Raw genomic sequence first — 21984 nt, 5'->3', positions numbered from 1 at the left:
TGCTGGGCGCTCGTCGAGAAAATACAGGAACATAGGGGGCGGGAGTGCCTTGGCGGCACCTTGAAAGTCATGAAACGCATAGGATTGATCAATCCCAACACATCGCAGGCAACGACTGCGATGATGACGGATATTGCGCGCCTCTACCTGCCGCAGGGCTTTGCCATTGAAGGCCTGACGGCAAAACAAGGCGTGCCGATGATCCTCGATGAAAAAGCCCTTGCCGCTGCCGAAGAGGGCGTCGTTTTCATGGGAATGGACCTTGCCGAACGCAGCGACGGCCTCATCATCTGTGCATTCGGCGATCCTGGGCTGGAGCGGCTTGCCGAGACGTCCGGCATCCCCTGTATCGGCATATGTCAGGCAAGCATGATGGAGGCGTCTGCGGGCGGACGGCGCTTCGGCATCGCCACCGTCACGCCAGACCTCGTGGGGAGTTTCGTTGCCAAGGCGAAAGCTCTTGGCGTCGCATCTCTTTTTACCGGAACGCGGCTGACGACAGGCGATCCGCAACAACTCGCCTCCGCACCCGATGCACTGCTTGCAGCGCTGGCGATCGCGACGCGTCAATGTTTCGAAGAGGACGGGGCTGAGGCTGTGATTATTGGCGGAGGGCCTCTCGGGCAGGCAGCGGAACAGTTGCAGGGCATGTTTCCCGCTCCGGTTATCGCGCCGATCAGGTCGGCCGTGGAGTGGATGGTCCGAGCGCTTTAAGAAGGCCAGGCCTCGACCGTCCATGGTTGAGGCTGCCTGTCCTTTCATCGACGCGCTGTTTTTGTTGCAAGCGTCATTCGGGCGGCAGAAAGTCGCCCATCTACCGTTTGCCGGAGCGCGCTGTGGTAAAGGAAAAATCGTTTCTGTTTCGAGTGAGGCAGGCCCTTCCGGACCTTCATCCAGCGGAAAAACGCGTCGGCGAATTCGTCTGCGATTTTCCGGGCGAGCTCGCGAGCTATTCCGCCCAGGAACTTGCCGCCTTGGCCCATGTGTCGAAGGCGACCGTCACGCGCTTCATCCAGCGGCTGGGTTATGACAGCTACGAGGAGGCGCGGCGCCATGCGCGCGCGGAGAAACAGACCGGCTCGCGCCTCTTTCTGGAACGCTCCGACGAGAGCGAAACAATGCAGTCCGTCAAAGCCCATGCCGCACAGGATATTGCGAATATCGAGGCGACATTCCTTGCCATCTCGGACAGGCAGATAGAAAGTGCCGCCGATTGTCTGCTTCAGGCACGGAAAGTCTGGGTGATAGGATTTCGCAGCAGCCAGCCATTCGCAGCCTATTTTCAATGGCAACTGACGCAGGTCATTGAAAACATCGTCGCCATCCCTGGCCCTGGCCAGACACTGGGGGAACATTTCGCCAGTCTGCAGGACGCCGATATCGTCGTGGTGTTTGCCATGCGACGCCGCGTTGCCCAGATCGATGCGATCCTAGACCATGTCAAGGCGTCGGAGGCCAAGCTCATCTACGTCACCGATGAGGGGGCTCCCGGTCATAGCGGTGCCACTTGGCATTTCCGGTGTCAGACGCTCGCGCCGGGTCCGCTGTTCAACCACACGGCTGTCATGGCGCTTTGCCATTTGCTGATTACGCGTTGCCTTGAAAAAGCCGGCCCATCCGGTCGCAAACGCTTGCGCAAGATCGAGATGTTGAACGACAGTTTTGATGAGTTGTGAGAGCCATGGCCGGTTGATGGATTTGGCCGCATCCCCCTCTCGTTGCGTAAAGCGCCGCACAAGCTTCATTGTATAATCGGTTGTCAGTCTATCACGGCCATGATTCCGCCTCCGGCGGGGCGGCCGGCTTGAAGGTTCTGAATGCAATGAATGCATCGATTGGCGGCACGGCCCAGAATTCGCTCCTCCCCACTTTGTTGGAGCTTGCAAAAACCCAGCGTCTTTCGCTGGTGGACCTGCTGAAATTCGCAGAAACTTTGACGGCGCAAGGCAATCGCCAGGAGGCGGCAGAACTCTACAAGAGCTGGCTCGCCTTCAACGACCCCCATCCCGGCCAGCATATGGTCTGCTTCAACTTCTCCGTTCTGCTGCGACAGATGAACGATCTTGCCGGTGCCGTGACTGCCATGCAGGCGGCGTTGAAGCATGATCCGATGTTCGGCCCTGCCCACATCAATCTCGGCCTTGCCTATGAAGACGCCGGAATGGCGACGCTTGCCATTCAGCAGTGGCAGGGCTTTGCAGAGAAAACATCTGAAACGACGCCGGATCAGCTGCTCTATCGTCACTTGGCGCTCCAGCACATCGGTCGTGTCATGGAAAATGCCGGACTGATGGAGGAGGCGGAGGCAGCCCTTTGGCAGGCCATGGAGCTTCGCCCGCACAAGCTGGAATCCGGACAGCATTGGAGCGCTTTGCGCCAGCGCCAATGCAAATGGCCGATCCTGGTGCCCTCCAATCACGTCACCCAGCGCCAGATGATCGACGCCATGCCGCCGCTCACGCTTGGCTGCTATGCCGACGATCCGATCTTTCAGCTGGCCAACGCCCATCAATACGGCAAGGCGCTCATTGGGCGACCGGATATCCGAAACTTCCCCCGCGCCACCGTCCGTAAGAAAACGGGCACCGGCCAGAGGCTGCGTGTCGGTTACGTGTCATCAGACCTGCGCGATCACGCCGTTGGCTTTGCGCTGAGAGAGGTGCTGGAACTGCATGACAAGGCACGTGTCGAAATCTACGCCTATTACTGCGGAGAAGCCGTTGCCAACGATCCGACACAAACTCGGATGAAGGCGGTCATGGATTGCTGGCGCGATGTCGCCGCGCTCTCCGACGAAGCAGCCGCGCAGCAGATCGCAAGCGACGAGATCGATATCCTGATTGACGTCAACGGCTATACCAAGCACGCCCGCACCAAGATTTTCGCCTATCGCCCCGCGCCCGTCATCGTCAATTTCTGTGGCTACCCGGGCTCCATGGCCACGCCTTTCCACCAGTACATGATTGCCGACGAGGTGATCGTGCCTGAGGAAAGCGAGATCTACTATTCGGAAAAAGTGTTGCGGATTGCCTGCAATCAGCCGCTCGACCGCAAGCGCGTTATCGCGGCGCGCCCGTCGCGCCAGGAAGCTGGCTTGCCAGAGAACACCTTCGTGTTTGCCTGCTTCAACGGCATGCAGAAGATCACACCATCCACCTTCGCGCAGTGGATGCGCATTTTGAATGAAACGCCGGGCAGCATCCTGTGGCTTTTGACTGGTGGCGATAAGACCGATCAGCGCCTGCGCGATCTGGCAGAGGCTGCCGGGATTGCGCCGGAGCGTCTGCTCTTCGCGCCGAAAGCCCCGAACGCGATGCACCTCGCCCGCATCGCGGTGGCAGATCTCTTCCTCGATACGTTCCCTTATGGGGCTCACTCTACCGCAGCGGATGCGTTGACCGTCGGTCTTCCGGTTCTGACATTCCCCGGCAAGTCTTTCCCGGCGCGCTTCTGCAGCAGCGTCGTCGCTGCGACGGGATGTTCCGAGCTTGTCTGCACTGACCCCGAGGACTACGTTGCCAAGGCCATTGCATTCGCAAAGAAGCCGGCGAGCCTGAAGGCCGTGAGGAAGAAGCTGGAAGCGGAGCGGGAAAAGAGTGTTCTGCGCGATATTCCCGCTACCGCGCGAAGGCTCGAAGACCTTTACTGGCAGATGCAGGGCGAAGCCGAACGGGGCGAAACACCTGTCCCCGATCTTCGCAATCTCGATGTCTATTACGAGATCGGCAGCGAGCTTGTGTCGGAAAATCTCGACTTCGTCGATGAGGCTTCCTACCGCGATCGCTATCTTCAAAAGCTGCGCGAATGGGACGCTTTCTCGCCCATCCAGCATGACAACCGCTTGTGGACCACGCAAGCATCCGCCACCGCTTGAACAGAGGCAGAGCCGCCGTGTCCCGACAGAAGATTGCAATCGTAGGCGCCGGGCTCTCCGGTGCGGTCATCGGCCGTGAGTTGGCGGAAGCGGGGCACGAGGTCGTAATTTTCGACCGGCGGGATCACATTGCGGGCAACTGCCATACCGAGCGCGATGCAGAGACCGGCGTGATGGTCCACGTCTACGGCCCGCATATTTTCCACACCGACGATGCCGAAGTCTGGGATTACGTCAATCGCTTCCAGACCTTCAAGCCCTACAAGAACCGGGTGAAGACCACGAGCCGCGACCAGGTTTTTTCCCTGCCGGTCAACCTGCACACGATCAACCAGTTTTTCGGCAAGACCCTGCGCCCGGATGAGGCGAAGGCCTTCATCGAGGAGCAGGCCGATACGTCGATTACCGATCCGCAGACCTTCGAGGAGCAGGCGCTGCGCTTTGTCGGCCGTGAACTCTACGAGGCATTCTTCGAGGGCTACACGCAAAAGCAGTGGGGTTGTTCGCCAAAGGATTTGCCAGCCTCCATTCTCAAGCGGCTGCCGGTCCGCTTCAACTATGACGACGACTATTTCTTCCACAAATTCCAAGGCATGCCGGAAAACGGCTACACCGAAATGGTGGACGGCATCCTCGATCATCCGGACATCACCGTCAGGCTGAAGACCGGCTTCGATCGGGCGGACACGGGCGACTATGACCACACCTTCTATTCGGGTGCGCTGGACGGCTACTTCGACTATGCGAAAGGCCGCCTCGGCTATCGAACGCTGGACTTCGAACGTTTCACCTATGACGGCGACTATCAGGGCTGCGCGGTGATGAATTACGGGGAAACCTCCATCCCCTACACCCGCATCACCGAACACAAGCATTTCTCGCCATGGGAAAAGCATGACGGATCGGTGTGCTACCGTGAATATGCCCGCGAATGCGGACCGGACGACACACCATACTACCCCATCAGGCTGGTGGAGGAAAAAGAACAGCTGGCCGAATACGTCGCTCTCGCAAACGCGGAAGAGGGCATCAGCTTCGTCGGACGTCTGGGTACCTATCGATATCTCGACATGGACGTGACGATCCGTGAAGCGCTGGATACTGCAAGGCTTTTCCTCGACCTCCACGACAAGCAAGAGAGGATGCCGGCCTTCCTGAACCCACCGCTGTAATCGAGGTCGTGCTTCGGAAAGCTGACAGTTTCGCACAAGCAATTACACCTAGGATTGCTATAGCCGGACGTATTCCGTCGATGGGATGTATCCGAGGTAGAAAAGAGGGCATGCTGCCCGTTTGAGCTTTGGTCAGGTTTATCAATGACATCGATCGTATCTTCGCTGAGCGTCAACCAGATCAGAAGTCTCACGACAAAAGCAATCGAGGACTGGAACACCGAAGACATCTCCTTTCTTACATCCCAGCAGATACGAGCGCTGTCGTCCGAGCAGGTTGCAGCACTGGAGACGGGGGATCTAAAGGCCTTCAAGCCTGACCAGCTTGCCGCTGTCTCGACCAACGCCATTATCGGTCTGACGCTTACGCAACTTGCGGTCCTCGATAGCATCTCGATTGCAAGCCTTACCGGACGGCAGGTCGGCGCCTTGACGACCGAGCAAGTGGAAGGGCTGACGAGCGCGCAGGCCGAAGCTTTGACCGCATCTCAAGTCGCATCGATGACGTCCGATCAACTGGCGGCGATGAGCCCGGACGACATCAAGACATTCTCCATCGAGGATATTGCGGCAATCTCCAGTCGTGCGATTCCGGGGCTGACGCCTGAATTGCTGAAGGTCTTATCTCCAGAGAAGATCGCGGCAATCAGTCAGAAGGCTATTCCGCGTCTGGCGATCGAACAACTCGAAGCCCTGAGCGAGTTTCAGGTGAAGGCTCTTACATCGCTACAGCTGGGGGCACTGAGGCCCACGCAGCTTGCGGCATTCGATACCGATGATATCGTCAATCTGACGTCCGGTGCCATCCAGGGCCTGTCTACGACCGCCATCGCGTCCTTGTCGACGGAGCAGATCGGTGCCCTCTCCACCGCTCAGCTGGCGGCTCTAACCTCATCGCAAGTCAAGGCTCTGACCTCTACTCAGGTGGCCGCCTTAAGCGCGAACTCTGTCGCCGCCTTCACCACTGGACAGATTCCAGCGCTATCCTCCCGCGCGATGACGGGACTGACCGCCGAACAGCTTGAAAAACTTTCAACGGCGCAGGTCGAGGCCTTCGCGTCGCTGCAGGTCAAGGCATTAAATTCCGATCAGATTGCGGCTCTCACATCGGCCCAGATCAACACTTTCTCGGCTGCCGACATGGCCGCCATCAACGGTGCCGCAGTTGCCGGCCTCAGCCCGACCATTCTTGAAAATCTCACGAAAGAGAATATTGCCGCTTTGAGTACTGCGGCATTTTCTAAGCTCAGCACCGATCAGATCGGTGCACTGACGTCAACGCAACTGGGCGCCATCACCAGCAGCCAGCTTGGGGCGATGTCCTCCGCTCAGGTTGCCGTGCTCGGATCGGCCAAGATCCAGTCGCTCCAAGCGACTGCCATCGGTTCGCTTTCCGCCAAGGCCATGCCAGGACTGAGCATTGAAGTCATCAAGGCGTTGACGACGGCACAAATCGGAGGTTTGAGCACGACGATTATATCGCGCCTGTCCTCCGACCAGATTGGCGCGCTTTCGACCGACCAGGTCGAAGCCTTGACCGCGCTGCAGATCAAGGTCCTCAGCTCCAGTCAGATGACGGCGCTTCACGCCGATGATATTCAGACATTCACCCCCGATGAGATCGCTGCAATTTCCTCAAGAGGGATACTCGGCGTCAGCACCGCAGCCATTGGAGCTTTGACTCCAGAACAGGTCGCGAAGCTGTCAAGCTCAGCCTTTTCAGCCTTATCGACCGACCAGCTCAAGGCCTTGACATCGACGCAGCTCCAAGCACTCACAGCCGTCCAGCTCAATGCTTTGAAGGCGGCTCAGATCAAGTCGCTTGCGGCTGAAGACATCGCGGCTCTTACCACTGCGCAGGTCGCCGCGCTCAGCACAGAAGCCGTTGCAAATCTGACCACCGATCAGGTTGCCAACCTGGAGACGGCGCAGCTTGAGGCGCTTACGTCCGTTCAAGTCAGGGCTATGACCTCTGCCCAGCTTTCGGTTCTGGATGGAGCGAGTATCAATGCCTTCTCCACGGCGGATATCAACGCGATCAGTGCCCGGACCATTCTAGGGTTGCGCCCTGACGCCATCGCCCTGTTGACGCCGGACCGCGTGGCCGCTCTGGCAACGGCCGCAGTGGCTGCGCTAACGACGGAACAGGTCGAGGCCCTGTCCGCTACGCAACTCTTCAAACTCTCTTCATCTCAAGTTGCCGTCCTGAGCTCTGCACAAGTCGAGGCATTGAAACCGGACCAGGTCAAAGATGTCTGGTTGCCCGCCGAAGGCGCAGGAAAGCCGGTTCAGATCGCCGGCCTCTCTACCACAGCCCTTGCCGCGTTGAGCACCAAGGCGGTTCCGGGCCTGTCTACTGACTTGATTGCGGCGCTGACGACAAACCAGATAGCGGGCCTGAACCCGAGCGCGGTTGCAAAACTGACGCCCGAACAAATGACCAGCTTGTCGAGCGCCCAAATCGCTGCCCTTTCGAAAGAGCAGATGAGCGCCCTGGGGTCGGGCCAGCTCGGAGCTTTGACGCCTGCATTCATCGCAAAGCTGACCACCGACCAGATCACATCACTGACCGGCACGGCGCTGAAGGGGTTGAGCTCAGAACAGATCGTCGCGTGGTCGACGGTTCAGGTGGCTGCGCTGTCACCAGGGCAGATTGCGGCATTGACATCCACCCAACTGGCAGGTTTTGGTACGGAAGATATCGCCGCCATCTCGACCGCGGGCATACAGGCTTTCGGGGCAGGGGCAATCGCCGGTCTTTCGAAAGAGGTGATTGCCGCTCTGTCCACAGAGAAGCTCGCATTGCTGAGCACCGGGGCTATCGCGACATTGACGGCAGAGCAGATTGCTACGCTCTCGACCGCGCAGTTAGACGCCTTGACGACGCGGCAGATCTCCGCACTTGGTTCAGAGCAGACTGCGGCTTTGGGACTTGATGACATTGCCACATTTTCCACCGGCGACATGGCCGCCTTGTCGGCGTCTGGCCTTTCCGGGCTGTCGAGCGCTCTGATCGGCTCGCTGACAAGCGACAAGATCGCCGCCCTCTCCACAGGCGCTATCGCGGCACTGACCGCTGGCCAAGTCGAAGCACTTAAAACGAGCCAGCTGGCAGCGCTGACCATCAACCAGGTTTCCGCCTTAAGTTCCGTTCAAACTGCTGCGTTGAGTTCTGCAGGCCTTGCGGCACTTTCCACCGATCAGATTGCAGCGCTGAAAACGAGCGCCGTTACCAATCTCCCTGGCGACCACATATCTGCGCTGACAACCGCTCAGTTGGCGGTTCTCACGACATCCCAGATATCTGCCTTCACGTCGTCGCATATTGCGGCTTTAGGGACGGCCCAGGTCGCATCTCTCTCGGAAGCCCAAATCGCGGCGATCAATACGGCTGCCATCGCCGCGCTTTCCGCAAGACAGGTCGCCGCTCTCAAACCGAATCAGGCGGAAGCGCTGACGACCCGTCAGGTCGCAGCCCTTTCTGCCGACCAGCTTGAAGCATTCGGCGCAGAGGACATTGCCAAGTTTTCGACCGGCGATATTGCAGCCATCGGATCGAGCGCAATCAGCGGTCTCTCCACAGCCGTGGTGGCAGGGCTGACCACAGCTCAGGTGACGGCGTTGAACGCCAGTGCTTTCGGCAATCTGACGACGAAGCAGGTGTCGGTGCTGACGACAGCCCAGGCCGGCGCGTTGACGACAAAGCAGATCGCAGCGCTTTCGGCTGACCAGATTAAAGTTCTCAGCACCGACCACATCGCGACGCTGTCGGCAGCGCAGGTGACGGCTTTGAGCACCAATGGTGTATCGGGGCTCACGGCCACGCAAATGGCTAAACTGACCACACTTCAGGCGGAAGCGCTGACCGCTGTTCAGGTCGGCGCCTTGACCTCGGCGCAACTGGCTGTTCTCGGCAAGGAGGCTATGGCCAAGTTCTCGACAGCCGATATCGGTGCCATCGCACCCGGTACGATCGGCGGCCTATCGACCGCCATTATCGCCGAACTGACCACAGGTCAGATCGCAGCGCTGGGAACCGCGGCCGTATCCTCTCTCACCACTGGTCAGATCGGCGCACTGACGACCGGCCAGGTTGCCGCCTTGTCCACCAGGCAGATCGCGGCATTGACGTCACAGCAGGTTGCAGCACTCGGATCGGATGATATCAGCGCGCTGTCCGCAGCGGCCCTGGGGGCAATCAATGGGTCGGCAGTTGCTGGTCTCTCCACCGATGCGATGTCGAAACTGCCAACCGAAGATTTGGCGGCGATCAGTCCGGCCGGGATATCCGGATTGACGACGGGCCAGATCGCTGCGTTGTCCTCCGACCAACTGAAGTCGCTGACCACCCGGCAGGTGGCAGCCTTGTCCTCCCGGCAGGTTGCGGCATTGGGTACAACTGGCATTGCGCTCCTCGATGCTTACCAGATCGCCTCCATCAACAAGGATGCTGTACCTGGCCTTTCCTCCGCTCAGGTCGAAAAGCTGACTGCCGTCCAGGCCGAAGCGCTGACGAGCCTTCAGGTGAGTGCGCTCAGTTCCTCGCAAGTTGCGGCGCTGTCGGTCGATAATATCAAGGCGTTTTCGTTGAGAGACATCGCGGCTTTCTCTGCAACCGCCATTGTGGGCCTGCCACCGGCAACCCTTGCCGCGTTGCCAGCTGGAACCATCGCTGCTTTGTCCACTGCTAGCGTCTCAGGTTTGACCACAGCGCAGGTTGCGGCGCTCAGCGTGGCCCAGGTTGGTAGCTTGACGGCGCCGCAGGTCGGCGCTCTCGGATCGCGCCAGATTGGCGTTCTTGGCACGGCCAGCATTGCAGCGCTCAGCACATCGCAGATCGCCGCATTGAACGACGCCAGCGTCTCGGGTTTGACCGCAGCGCAGATTTCAAGCTTCACCACAGAGCAAGTCGAAGCGCTCAAAACATCACAGGTGGCACAGTTTAGCTCGACGCAGGTCGCGGCTCTCGGAACGGATGACTTGGCCGTTCTCTCGACCGCAGAGCTTGCGGCGCTGAGTTCGAGTGCAATCCTGGGCCTCTCGACCACGGCACTTGCCAGCCTGTCCGCCGACCGCATTGCCGTTTTAGGAACGACCGGGGGCATTCAGGGTCTCTCCACAGGCCAGATGGCTTCACTGACCTCCGCCCAGCTTGCTGGCTTGACGACGTCGCAGATCGCGTCGCTTGGCTCTAGACAGGTCGCGGCCATCTCCACGGCCAACATGGCAGCGCTGACGACTGCGCAAATCGCGGCTCTGAGCACGACCGGCATCACAGGCCTGTCTTCCGACCAGATTGCCGCCCTGAGCACGAGCCAGGTCGAGGCATTCAACACCGCGCAGGTCGGCGCCTTTACCTCCCTTCAGGTCGGCGCTCTTGGAACAGACGATCTCGGCGTCTTCTCGACCGCGGAACTGGCGGCGCTGACATCGTCGGCTGTTGCCGGCCTCTCCACCGGCACCCTTGCCAGCCTTTCCGCCGATCGCATTGCGACACTCGGAACGGCCAGCGTTGCCGGCCTCTCGACCGCTCAAATAGCGGTCTTGAAGAAAGAGCAACTCGAAGCTCTCACCACGGCTCAGATCGGCGCTCTCGGCTCACGCCAAATCTCCGTTCTCGGCACCGCAAGCATCGGCTCCCTTTCTCGCGAGCAGATAGGCGCATTGAGCACTGCAGCCATCTCGGGTCTTTCTTCGGCAGCCATCGCGGCACTGTCGGCCGATCAGGTAGAAGCGCTTAACCCTGCACAGGTTGGCGCATTGACCTCCACGCAGATCGCAGCCATGGGGACGGACGATATCGCGCGCTTCTCGACCGAAGACCTTGCGGCGCTGACATCCAGTGCCATAGCGGGCTTGTCGACGGACGCGATTGCTCTTCTCTCGCCAGACAGGGTCGGCGCTCTGAGTGCTGGCGGAATTGCCGGACTGACGACGCTTCAGATCAAAGCGATGAGTGTCGATCAGGTCGAGGCTTTCACCCCAACCCAGGTGACCGCTCTCGGATCGCGACAGATTGGTGCTCTGAGCGCAGCCCAGTTGCGCGCCTTCTCGACGGCGGACGTCGGCTCGATCAGTGCGACGGGTATTGCTGGTCTGTCGACGGAAACGATAGCCGGGCTCTCGGCTGAAACCATTGCTGCGCTGAGCACACTCGGCATCTCCGGCCTGTCTACCACGCAGCTTTCGGCGTTCTCCCACGATCATTTCGTCGGTCTTTCCACCGGCCAGATCGGTGCTTTGTCGTCCAAGCAGATCGCCAGCCTGAAGACGGCGGATCTGTCAGCGCTTTCCACTGCCCAAATTCTGGCACTCAGCACCGGAAGCATCCCGGGGCTCACCAGCGAGCAGGTGGGGGCGCTCAGCCTCGAACAGGTGCACGCGCTATCGACAACGCAGATCAACGCCCTGACATCTGGCGCCATTGCCGGATTGACATCCCAGATGCTCGATACCTTTACCCCTGAAAGACTGTCGGCAATCAACGCCTCCGCCATTGCAGGCCTGTCGACCGGCTTTATCGCTGCGCTGTCGACCGGTGAAGTCGCGGGCCTCGCAACGGGGGCGATCGCCGGGCTGACCAGCAAGCAGATCGCTGCCATGGCGCCCGATCAGATCGGCGCGCTCTCGACGGGTCAGATCGCGGCATTGAGCGCCGATGGTCTTGCCGGCATCTCCGCCGCCGGGATGGCGACATTCTCCACGGCTGACATTGCGGCAATCAGCACGGGTGCGATCCGTGGTATTTCCACGGCGCTTATCGCCTCCCTGACCAGCGCCGACATTGCGGTTCTCAGCCCAAGCCAGATCGGCAATCTCGGCTATAACCAGATCGTGGCGATGAGCACGGGTCAAATTGCCACTCTGACCACCGCGCAGATTGGCGGTCTGAATGCAGTTCAGGCCGCAGCGCTTGGCACCGACGACATCGCGCTTCTCTCGACCGAGGAGATCGCCGCCTTGAGCAGCGGCGCGGTGTCTGGCCTGACAACCGGCGCAATCTCATCGCTGACGACCAGCCAGAGCGAGGCTTTGACGCCCGCGCAGGTCGGGGCGCTGACCGCCGCACAGGTCGCCTCGCTTTCCAAGGAGAATATTGCCAAGTTTTCGACCGAGGACATTGCCGCTTTCAGTTCCAGCGGCGTCGCAGGGCTTTCCACCCAGACACTGGTCAGCCTCTCCAGTGCCCAGGTCACGGCACTTCTCAACACCCACATGCGTGCGCTGACATCCGATCAGGTCGCAGCCGTCATCTCCACCTATTTGGCCGCCTAAAAGGGCACTTTCAGCGGCTTTATTCCCGCCCTCCACCCGGAGGGCGGCATCAGTTACAGTATCGGCCCGGAAATCGGACGCGATTTTCGGAAAGCACGATGCGCAGACTTAAGGAGATAGAGCGTCCTTTGCGCGTCCGTCAGGACGCAGGGCGTTCTATGAGAAATCCTCGCGCAAGCTTCGTCCTCTAGGGTGGCATCGGGACCAGAAGGTCTCGAACCCATGAATGACGGTGCGGAACAGAATGAATCTGTTAAATCAACTCCCTCAGGTTTTTAAAAACTTCGCGGCCTTAGGCCAGACGCGGCTTTTGGTGCTGGGTGGTGTGGGCGTTCTGTCCATGGCAATCATTCTCGCTGCAGCTCTTTACGTGAACAAGCCGGCCTATGAGACGCTTTATGTCGGCCTGGAAACCATGGATCTGAACAAGATCAGCATTGCGCTTGCCGAGTCCAATGTCGATTTTCAGGTTGGCTCGGATGGAACGAGCATCCAGGTTCCAGTTGGCATGACGAGCAAGGCTCGTCTGCTTTTGGCCGAACGCGGCCTGCCCGACAGCGCCAATGCCGGTTACGAACTGTTCGACCATGTCGGCTCTCTGGGTCTCACATCCTTCATGCAGGAAGTGACGCGGGTGCGCGCTCTCGAAGGCGAGATCGGTCGCTCGATCCAGCAGATCGACGGGATTGCGGCCGCCCGAGTTCACATCGTCATGCCCGAGGTCGGCAACTTCCGGCGGGGGGAACAGAAGCCCACTGCCTCCGTCATGATCCGGGCGAGCGCGTCCGCGGGCCGAAAGGCCTCCGCTTCCATTCGGCACCTTGTTGCATCCGCAGTGCCCGGTCTTGAAGTCGATGACGTGACCCTTCTTGACTCCACTGGCCAGCTTCTGGCGTCGGGCGACGATGTCAGCAACGGCGCGATGAGCCGGTCGCTGACGCTGGCGCAGAACGTGCAGCAGGAACTTGAGACAAAGATCGACAAGGCCCTCGCGCCCTTCCTCGGCATGGACAATTTCCGCTCGAGCGTGACCGCGTCGCTTAACACCGACAGCCAGCAGATCCAGGAAACCGTCTACGATCCGAACTCGCGTGTCGAGCGTTCCGTTCGCTCCACGAAGGAGGATCAGAAATCCCAGGAAACCCAGCAGGATTCCGCAGCCACGGTCGAACAGAACGTACCACAGGCGGCTCCCCAGAGCGGTGGCGCCGGTCCGAAGTCGTCCGATGAGACGGCCAAGAAGGAAGAGCAGACCAACTACGAAATCAACTCGAAAACCGTGGCGACCGTTCGCAACGGTTATTCGATCGACAAGATTTCCGTCGCGGTCGTCGTTAACAAGGGTCGCCTCGCGAAGATGATCGGCGATCCGGCCGACCAGGCCAAGATCGACGCCTATCTTGCGGAGATGCAGAAGATCGTCACCTCTGCTGCCGGTACCTCGACCGAGCGTGGTGACGTGGTGACGATCACCGCCATGGACTTCCTTGAGACGCAGCTTCTGGACGAGGCTGTTGCCGGCCCAGGCTTCACCGAAGTATTGAGCCGCAACTCCGCTGGCATCATCAACTCGCTCGCCTTCGTCGCGGTCGCCTTCCTGGTCGTCTGGCTTGGTGTCCGTCCGGTCGTCCGCTCCATGTCGGCGGGTGGGGCTCCTGCCTCGGCGGAACTGGCCCAGGATTCGGCCGGGCTTGAACTGCCAGACTTCTCTCCTGCCATGGGCGGTGGCGCTGCTGGCGGCCTCATGGAAGGCTTCGGAGCGGACTTCGGCTTCGACAGTACCGACGATCTTCTTGGCGGGGACACAGGCGAGGGCGACTTCAACCGCAGGGTCCGCGAAGGGCCGGAACGCAGACTTTCGCGCATGGTGGAAATCAGCGAAGAACGTGCTGCCAAGATCCTCCGCAAATGGGCAGTGGAAAAAGCAGCATGATAAGAATAAAGGCTGGATCAACTCCGGCCTTTTTCGTTTATTCGAAAATTCTTGCTGTAGGCGTATGGCGGATGTGATTTAGTATTTGTTCATCAAATCGCCGATTTCAGGTGGGGTATGTTGAAAAGGCGGATGTGCGCAATTTCGAACAGGTATATGTTCAGGGTTGTAGTGCACGCGAAAAAGAGTGGATAGGTCGTTACAGACGGGTACATTTCTTCAAGCGTCTCCTAGACTACAACGATTCGGTCGCCAGGGGTGTTCGTCAAAAGCGGCGCTTCTGAATGGAAATGAGTTCCATCCCGTTTAGGCATCCCCGTCCGGGGAACGAGAGGGCGTAGGCTATTGAAAGTGGATGTCGATATTCGCAGGCTGTCTGCCGCGCCAGCTGAAACGATTGCGAGGCCCTTGCCACGCAACCAGCTCATTCGCAAGATTGCAGCCGCAGCGGCGGAAAGTGACATCATTGGTGCGATGGAGCATCTGACATCCTATGTCGGCGCTTCGCACTATCTGCTGTCGCGTGAAGACCTCCTGCAAGAGGCAAGCCTCAGCTTCATCGTCACCTCCGACTGGCCCTTCGATCTGGTGCGCAAGCTTGCCAACGAATTGACCGGGACACAGAGCCGATCCAGTGAAATGGAGAAATGCCTTTCCCTGCTCAAGCCACGCGTGCTGTCTCTTCCCGACGATGCGGTCGCGCCAGCAGGGATCGATCGCCAGTACTGGACGATTACCTTTTGCGTTGGACGCATCCGCTTCTCGCTGCTCTTGATGTTTGCCGAAGGTGTTCTGCCGGCAGAAGATCGACTTCGTGAAGCTGGAATGCTGGCCGGTTACTTTGCAAGCTTTGGCATCGTCGAAGGCACGAAGACCGAGCGCGATATCGATCTGACAGAAAGAGAGCTTGAATGCCTCTTCTGGATTGCCGAAGGCAAGACCAGCGATGAAATGGCCATGATCCTTGGCATCTCGCGCAACACCATCAACAACTACATCACCAGCGTCATGCGCAAGACAGCAACCAAGACCCGCTCGGAGGCCATTGCCTACGCGGTCCGTAACAACCTTGTCTAAAGGGCGCATCATGGGTTTCGTCAAGGATTTGAGCAATGAGGGATCGGGTCAGCCGATAGCGTCGAAGACCATTCCCTCCGTGACGCGGTCCGACCTCTTCCCCAAGCTGGTTGCCATGCAGAGAAGTCTGGGCGCCAAAAACTTCATCGTTCTGCGTGCCGTTGCAGCCGGATTTCCCAACAAAAGGAAGCTCTCCTGCGAACTTGAAAATCTTGGTCTGGCTGCCGGCGAACAAAGCGCTCAGCTGGTTAAGGTACTCGGTGAACGTCTGCTCGATCATCTTGAATCGTCCCTGCTCCCCGTCGCCTGGACGAGCGAGCAAGAATCGGGCTTTGCCGATCTGCCGGACGTTCCCGCCCTTCTCATTCGCCTCGACAACGAGAACCTTGGATATTCCGGTGTCGGCTTCCCCGTGCGGCTTGGCACGATGGGCAACGGCTTCGTCATTTTTTGCGGTGGCAACCTGTTGCTCGACAATGAACTCATGCTGGAGCAGCACGTCAAATCCACGCAGATCATGATTGATCTCCTGGCCATGGACGAGCGTCGCGTCTCGCCGTCAGAGGCACTCAGCGAGCGAGAAGTCGCATGCCTGCAACTGGCAGGCGATGGCAGGATCAGCGAAGAAATAGCAACCAAGCTTGGTCTGTCCGTTCACACCGTCAATGCTTACCTCGGCTCCGCGACCATCAAGCTGGACTCCGTCAATCGCATCCAGGCGATCGCTAAGGCTATCCGGCTTGGCTTTATTCACTGACGCGCGTCGCAGTGCTCAGTCGAGCCTCAGTCTCGTGCCGTTGGTACAGTCAACTGAGCGCCCGACATGTCTGCAGACATGGCTTGAAAAGCCCGTTGATACTGTGCTTTGTGTGAAACGCGAGCACCGCGCGGAATCATAATTTTTTGACAATAGTCATTCTTTTTCGCATCACTCGTTGGTGGGTTCGAAGACATTTAGACGTGAAATCAGCGCCTTAGAGTTGATCCAACATCGCGTTAGCTTAGTCTAGGCTGTTGTAGAATTCCCTGAAAATTAATCCTTTTGCTTCAAATTGCCTAAACTCGTTAAGATTGGGGTTTAGCAATGGGGCGTTTCGTTTCGAGATCCATCGTGGTGCAGATTGTATGTCTGGCCATCGGTCTCATCTTCCTTGGTATCGTTGCCGTCGGTGCTTCGACCTATGTGCGGTTGAAAGAAGACGTCATGCAGACGGCTTTGATGGATACGGAACGTGCCGTCCGCAGCATGGCCATTCTCTATGAGATGAAGGTCGGCGGAACCACGCTCGCGATCGAAAACGGTGAGTTGAAATCGGTCAGCCGTCCCAGCATCGGCACCTTGCTCGACTTCGATCTGGTGGATCGTGTCGGTATGGCAAATGGTGGCGTGGCAACCGTTTTCCAGGCGCAGGGCACGGATTTTCTTCGCATCTCGACCAGCCTGAAGAATGAAAAGGGCGAGCGCGCCGTTGGCACCAAGCTTGCCGTCGACGGTGCTGCTTATGCGAAGATCACCAAGGGCGAGTCTTATTTCGGTCCCGCAACTCTGTTCGGCCGCAACTACATGTCGGGCTACATGCCGGTTCTGTCCAAAAAGGGAGCACCGGTGGGTATTCTTTTCGTCGGCGTGCCCCTGGAGTTCTACCAGGGCCATATTGACGGTCTGCGCAACATGATCCTCGTTGTCGGTGCGGCTGTCATGCTTGCTTTCAGCATTCTCGGTTACTTCGTGATCAAGCGCAGCATGCGCCCTCTCGGCAACCTGACGGATGCGATCAGATCCCTGTCTCAGGGCAAGCTCGACACCGACGTTCCTTACATGGAGCGGAAGAACGAATTCGGCGATATTGCCCGGGCATTGGAAGTCTTCCGCGACAATGCACGCGAGAAGCTTCGAATCGAAGGCCAGAGCGTGGAAGAGCGTGCTCAGGCGGAAGCCGAACGGTCTCGCAACGATGCCGAGAAGCTCGACACCGATCGCCAGATAGAATTCGCCGTCGGCCAACTCGCTGCCGGTCTCGCACGCCTGTCCGATGGTGATCTCACCCAGACGCTCGACGTTCCTTTCTCCGGTCGTCTCGAACAGCTTCGGGTGGACTTCAACACTTCGCTCGCCAACCTGAAGGATGTGCTTCAGCAGGTGCGTGAGCGCACCTTCATCATTCAGAACAATGGCGCCGAGATGCGCAAATCATCCGATGATCTGTCGCGCCGCACCGAATCGCAAGCCGCGTCGCTGGAACAGACAGCCGCAGCCGTCGAAGAAATCACGGTTACCGTGAAATCCTCCGCCGAGCGTGCCCGCGAAGCCAACAAGGCCGTTCGCATCACGCAGGAGAGCGCCGACAACTCCGGCTCGGTCGTCAAGAACGCTGTCGATGCCATGGGTCGCATCGAGGAAGCGTCGCAGAAGATCGAACAGATCATCGAAGTCATCGACGACATTGCCTTCCAGACCAACCTTCTCGCGCTGAATGCTGGCATCGAAGCCGCGCGTGCAGGTGAAGCGGGCAAGGGCTTCGCCGTCGTGGCGCAGGAAGTGCGTGAACTCGCCCAGCGTTCTGCAGACGCCGCTCACGAAATCAAGGCACTGATCAACCAGTCGACGCAGGAGGTCAACTCCGGTTCGCTGCTGGTGCAGGAAGCAGGTCAGGTTCTCTCCTCGATCAGCCAGCAGATCGTGACCGTCAGCAAGCATGTCGAAACAATTGCCACGGCCACCAACGACCAGGCGTCTGCGCTGCAGGAGGTCAACAGCTCCGTCAACCAGATGGATCAGATGACCCAGCAAAACGCTGCCATGGCGGAAGAGTCGAGCGCAGCAAGTCAGATGCTCGCCGATGAAGTCGAAGCACTGCTTGGTCTCCTCCAGCGGTTCCGCATGGAGCAGTCTCATGCCGGCGCTGCGCGACATAGCCAGTACGGCCGGGCAGCCTGAACAAACATGAGAACTTGACGATAGGAGCCGCCCTTCATCTGTGGGGCGGCTTTTCTTGTCAGCGCGTGCCGGCGCATCTATCATTTGCGCGCCGGGATATTCTACTCCGCTGCGGCTCGCCGGGTGTTGAAGACCTGGGTGACGTAAGCACGTAGTGCCGCGGGGCGCACTGGCTTGTGCTGAACGCCGATACCGTGCTTCTCGGCCTCGGCGCGGACCTCTGGGGTACGGTCGGCCGTTATCAGCAGGGCAGGGATCTGTGCCTTCAGCCTTTCGCGCAGATGCAGGATGAGATCGATACCGGTGCCTTCAGCCAGATGATAGTCGGCGACGACCAGATCGGGAATGCCCACTTTGCCGAGAACGGCATCGAGATCTCCCTCTGAGGCCGCTTGCGAGACTTCGCAGCCCCAGCCGCTCAGCAGCACTGACATGCCTTCGAGAATCTTTGGCTCATTATCGATGCAGAGAATATGAAAGCCGGAGAGTTGTGTCTGTTGAGGGGACGCGGTCGCAACGCCCGCCTCCTTGCCCCGTTTGGTGCTCTGCGCTTCGCGCGGCAACTGCACCTGGAACGAGGTGCCTCTGCCGACGACTGAGGACAGCTGGACGGGGTGATGCAGCACCCGCGAAAGTCGATCGACGATCGAAAGGCCGAGACCGAGACCCGCCGCCGCCTTCATGCCCCCATCAAGCCGGGTGAACTCTTTGAAGATCGTCCGGAACTTCGAGGCCGGAATGCCCATGCCCGAATCCATCACCTGGATCACCACATCGCCACCGCGACGGCGCGCGCCGACCAGCACCTTGCCTGACATCGTATATTTGATGGCATTGGACACCAGGTTCTGGATGAGGCGGCGCAGCAGATTGATGTCGGAGCGCACCGTCAAGGATGTGGGCATCACCACGAATTCGAGGTTCTTCTCCCGCGCCATGGGCGCAAAATCGGTTTCGATCCGCTTTAAGAGGTCGTTCAGCGGCACGCTTGCCATGCGCGGTTTCATCGAGCCGGTATCGAGGCGAGAAATATCCAGTACTGCGCCCAGGATCGTCTCGACCGATTCCAGAGCGGAGTCGATGTTCTGCACCAGATTGGTATGTTCCGAATGGCCGATACGCTCTACGAGCGCCGAGGAATAAAGCCGCGCGGCGTTAAGCGGCTGCAGGATATCGTGCCCGGCTGCGGCGAAGAACCGGGTTTTGCCGATATTGGCCTCATCGGCAGCCGCGCGTGCCTCCGCCAGCTCGCGATTGACCCGCGTGAGTTCGCCGGTGCGCTCCGCCACGCGTTGCTCCAGCGTCTCGTTGGCCTGTTTGAGCGCCTGGTCGCTTGCAACACGCTGCGTGATGTCTGTGAAGGTCGCAACCACGCCCTTGTCCGGCATGGCGTTGGAGCGCACTTCGATAATGCGTGCGCCGCCGCTAAGCACCAGGGAGAAGGGACGATCCATCGTCAGGAACTGATTGATTCGCTCGCCATGATCGCCAGGCTCGATATCCCCACGCTCTTCCAAAAGCGCGACGATCTCCCCGAGCGGTAGACCGACGCGGCCGAAATGCTCCGGCAGGTCGAGAAGGGTGCGAAAGCGTCTGTTCCAGATCGTCAACTGCTGCGAGGCATCGAAGACTGCGATCCCCTGATCCATTTGCGCCAGGGCGGTCTGCAGCATATCCTGATTATATTGCAGGGCCTCGCTCGCCTGGTCCAGCAGCCACGCCGTGTCGGCGCTGGTGTCCTCTGCCTTTTGCAGGATGAGGGACAGCACCAGACGCGCTGAGGAGGAGCCAATGGCGCTGCCCAACAGTTGCTCGGAGAAATGGATCAGCGCCATATCGGCCGGCTGCTCATCCTCCAGCTTTCGACCGGCAGTCTTCTCGTAGGCGGAGAGCGAACGGAGCATCCGCTCTTCGCCGAGATATCGGGCAACCGCGCTTTTCAAGTCCCCGACGCTGACTCGCGTCTTCCACCCGCGCGTGGCAAATTGCGATTTGGAGTGGCGCTTGACGAAGATGCCGGATTGGATGCGCTCGACGGGACGAGGGTTTCGCGAAAGCGAGCCGAGCACGAAGGCGAGCGTATTGATAAGCAGGCTGAGCGTCACGGCATTGACGAGCGGATCGGCGCCCGGCCCGCTGAACATCTCGGTTCCGGGAAAAATGAAGCTCAAAACGCCTGCCGCGACATAGGAGTAATCGGGGCCACCGAGGCTCGGCAGAAACAGAAGATAGGCCCAGACGAGGAAGCCGGAGCTGAGGCCGGCGATGGCGCCGCGCGCATTGGCCCGCCGCCAGAGCAATCCGCCGAAAAGCGATGGCGCCATCTGCGCGATGGCCGCGAAGGCCAGCAATCCGATGGAGGCGAGACCCGATGTGCTGTCTGCTGCCCGGTAGTAGAAATAGCCAAGCAGCAAGACGATGAAGATCGCCGTGCGGCGGATATTGAGGAGCGTCTTGGCGAAGTCGTCGCTGTGGGGCGAGCGGGTCAGCAGCTTCTGTCGCAGGAAGATCGGCATCAGAATATCGTTGGACACCATGATCGACAGCGCCACCGAAGCGACGATCACCATTGCGGTGGCCGCAGAGAAACCGCCGATGAAGGTGATCAGCGAAACGACCGGCATGCCATTAAACAGCGGTAGCTGCAGGACATAGAGGTCGGCATTGCCATTATTTCCGATCGTCAGGAGGCCGGCGACCGCAATCGGCAGGACGAAAATGTTGATGGCAATCAAATAGAGTGGCAGCAGAACACCTGCGGTGCGCAGTTCCTTCGGTGTGCGGTTTTCCACCACCGTGACATGGAATTGCCGCGGCAGAAGGATGATGGCAAAGCCAGAGAGAAGCGTCAGAACAATCCAGCGGCTGATCGGCGTCTGGTAGGAGACCGCCTCCATCACTTGGGTATTTTCGGAAGCAAGCCGCCAGAGTTCCGCTGGCCCGTCGAAGAGAAAGAAGACGACGTAGACGCCCGCGGTGCAGATTGCCAACAGCTTGACGACAGACTCCATCGAGATCGCCAGGATCAGTCCGTCCTGATGTTCCGTCGCATCGGTATGGCGCGTGCCGAACATGATGGCAAAGCCTGCCATCACCACCGTCACAATCAGCGGAAGGTCAAGGAAATGAAGATTGCCGCTGCCGATGCCATAATCGCGTGGGTCCACCATCGTCGCGACCGAACTCGAGACCGCTTTCAGCTGGAGCGCGATATAGGGAACGGCACCGACCAGCGCGATGATCGACACGATCATGGCAACAGTCGGGTTCTTGCCATAGCGCGCCGCAATGAAGTCCGCGACTGAGGTCAGTTTCTCGGCCTTCGCCAGTTCCACGATACGCCGGATGATGGGCATTCCCAGCGTGAAGGCGAGGATCGGGCCGGTATAGATGCCGAGAAATTCGAGCCCGCGTTCGGAGGCAAGACCCACGCCACCAAAATAGGTCCAGGACGTGCAATAGATCGCAAGGCTGAGCGCATAGACGATGGGCCGCCCCTTGTTGGGAGCGGTCTTGCGTCGTCCCTTGCGGTCGCCGTAACTCGCTACTGCAAAGAGCAGCAGAATATAGGCGAAGGCCGAGACGAATATGATCCACCCAGGCAGCAATGCGGTGTCCCCTCCACACAATCCCAAGAAGCTTATGACACTTCCAGTGAAATGAGAATTGGCACCGCATTGGCATAAAGTTCAACAGACAGGCACAGGGTAGGAAA

General features: G+C 59.2%; 10 protein-coding genes. 9 read left to right on the top strand and 1 reads right to left on the bottom strand.

Going from position 1 to position 21984, the window contains the following annotated elements; genetic code table 11:
* The first annotated feature begins 69 nt into the window (after positions 1–69).
* The 9 genes from ACTJK5_RS10295 (at position 70) to ACTJK5_RS10255 (ending at position 18269) form a co-directional block, all read left to right on the top strand.
* Positions 70–714 (top strand): aspartate/glutamate racemase family protein, encoded by a 645-nt coding sequence (locus tag ACTJK5_RS10295; RefSeq protein ID WP_113226540.1) that lies wholly within the window; start codon positions 70–72, stop codon positions 712–714.
* 122 nt (positions 715–836) lie between these two features.
* On the top strand, positions 837–1676 hold the full coding sequence (locus tag ACTJK5_RS10290; RefSeq protein ID WP_440612346.1) for a MurR/RpiR family transcriptional regulator: 840 nt from the start codon (positions 837–839) through the stop codon (positions 1674–1676).
* Positions 1677–1822: 146 nt separating this feature from the next.
* On the top strand, positions 1823–3874 hold the full coding sequence (locus ACTJK5_RS10285) for an O-linked N-acetylglucosamine transferase, SPINDLY family protein (RefSeq protein WP_440612594.1): 2052 nt from the start codon (positions 1823–1825) through the stop codon (positions 3872–3874).
* Positions 3875–3891: 17 nt separating this feature from the next.
* Positions 3892–5046, top strand: coding sequence for a UDP-galactopyranose mutase (glf, locus tag ACTJK5_RS10280; protein WP_440612345.1), 1155 nt, complete (start codon positions 3892–3894; stop codon positions 5044–5046).
* A gap of 144 nt (positions 5047–5190) precedes the next feature.
* Complete coding sequence (locus tag ACTJK5_RS10275) at positions 5191–12321, top strand: hypothetical protein (protein ID WP_440612344.1); 7131 nt, start codon at positions 5191–5193, stop codon at positions 12319–12321.
* 244 nt (positions 12322–12565) lie between these two features.
* A complete protein-coding gene (gene fliF, locus ACTJK5_RS10270; RefSeq protein ID WP_062425102.1) occupies positions 12566–14254 on the top strand; it encodes a flagellar basal-body MS-ring/collar protein FliF in 1689 nt (562 codons plus the stop codon).
* 345 nt (positions 14255–14599) lie between these two features.
* Positions 14600–15331: a transcriptional regulator VisN gene (gene visN, locus ACTJK5_RS10265; protein WP_062425103.1), complete on the top strand. Its 732-nt coding sequence runs from the start codon at positions 14600–14602 to the stop codon at positions 15329–15331.
* 10 nt (positions 15332–15341) lie between these two features.
* Entirely contained in the window at positions 15342–16088 is a 747-nt protein-coding gene (visR, locus tag ACTJK5_RS10260) for a transcriptional regulator VisR (protein ID WP_082479154.1), read from the top strand.
* A gap of 327 nt (positions 16089–16415) precedes the next feature.
* A complete protein-coding gene (locus ACTJK5_RS10255; protein WP_113259910.1) occupies positions 16416–18269 on the top strand; it encodes a methyl-accepting chemotaxis protein in 1854 nt (617 codons plus the stop codon).
* A gap of 101 nt (positions 18270–18370) precedes the next feature.
* Here the strand turns inward: ACTJK5_RS10255 and ACTJK5_RS10250 are convergent, their stop codons facing one another.
* Positions 18371–21877, bottom strand: coding sequence for a PAS domain-containing hybrid sensor histidine kinase/response regulator (locus tag ACTJK5_RS10250; RefSeq protein WP_440612343.1), 3507 nt, complete (start codon positions 21875–21877; stop codon positions 18371–18373).
* Positions 21878–21984: the final 107 nt, after the last annotated feature.

Origin of the sequence: Agrobacterium sp. 22094, assembly GCF_052046015.1 — a bacterium.
In the GTDB taxonomy this organism is placed as follows: domain Bacteria; phylum Pseudomonadota; class Alphaproteobacteria; order Rhizobiales; family Rhizobiaceae; genus Agrobacterium; species Agrobacterium cavarae.
The sequence above is the reverse complement of the archived record's forward strand: the minus strand, read 5'-3'. Positions and strand labels throughout refer to the sequence as shown.

Bases quoted from the DNA above. Each gene is read 5' to 3' on its own strand.
- ACTJK5_RS10285 (WP_440612594.1), top strand. From the start codon at position 1,823: ATGAATGCATCGATTGGCGGCACGGCCCAGAATTCGCTCCTCCCCACT.
- ACTJK5_RS10295 (WP_113226540.1), top strand. From the start codon at position 70: ATGAAACGCATAGGATTGATCAATCCCAACACATCGCAGGCAACGACT.
- ACTJK5_RS10275 (WP_440612344.1), top strand. From the start codon at position 5,191: ATGACATCGATCGTATCTTCGCTGAGCGTCAACCAGATCAGAAGTCTC.
- ACTJK5_RS10255 (WP_113259910.1), top strand. From the start codon at position 16,416: ATGGGGCGTTTCGTTTCGAGATCCATCGTGGTGCAGATTGTATGTCTG.
- fliF (WP_062425102.1), top strand. From the start codon at position 12,566: ATGAATCTGTTAAATCAACTCCCTCAGGTTTTTAAAAACTTCGCGGCC.
- visR (WP_082479154.1), top strand. From the start codon at position 15,342: ATGGGTTTCGTCAAGGATTTGAGCAATGAGGGATCGGGTCAGCCGATA.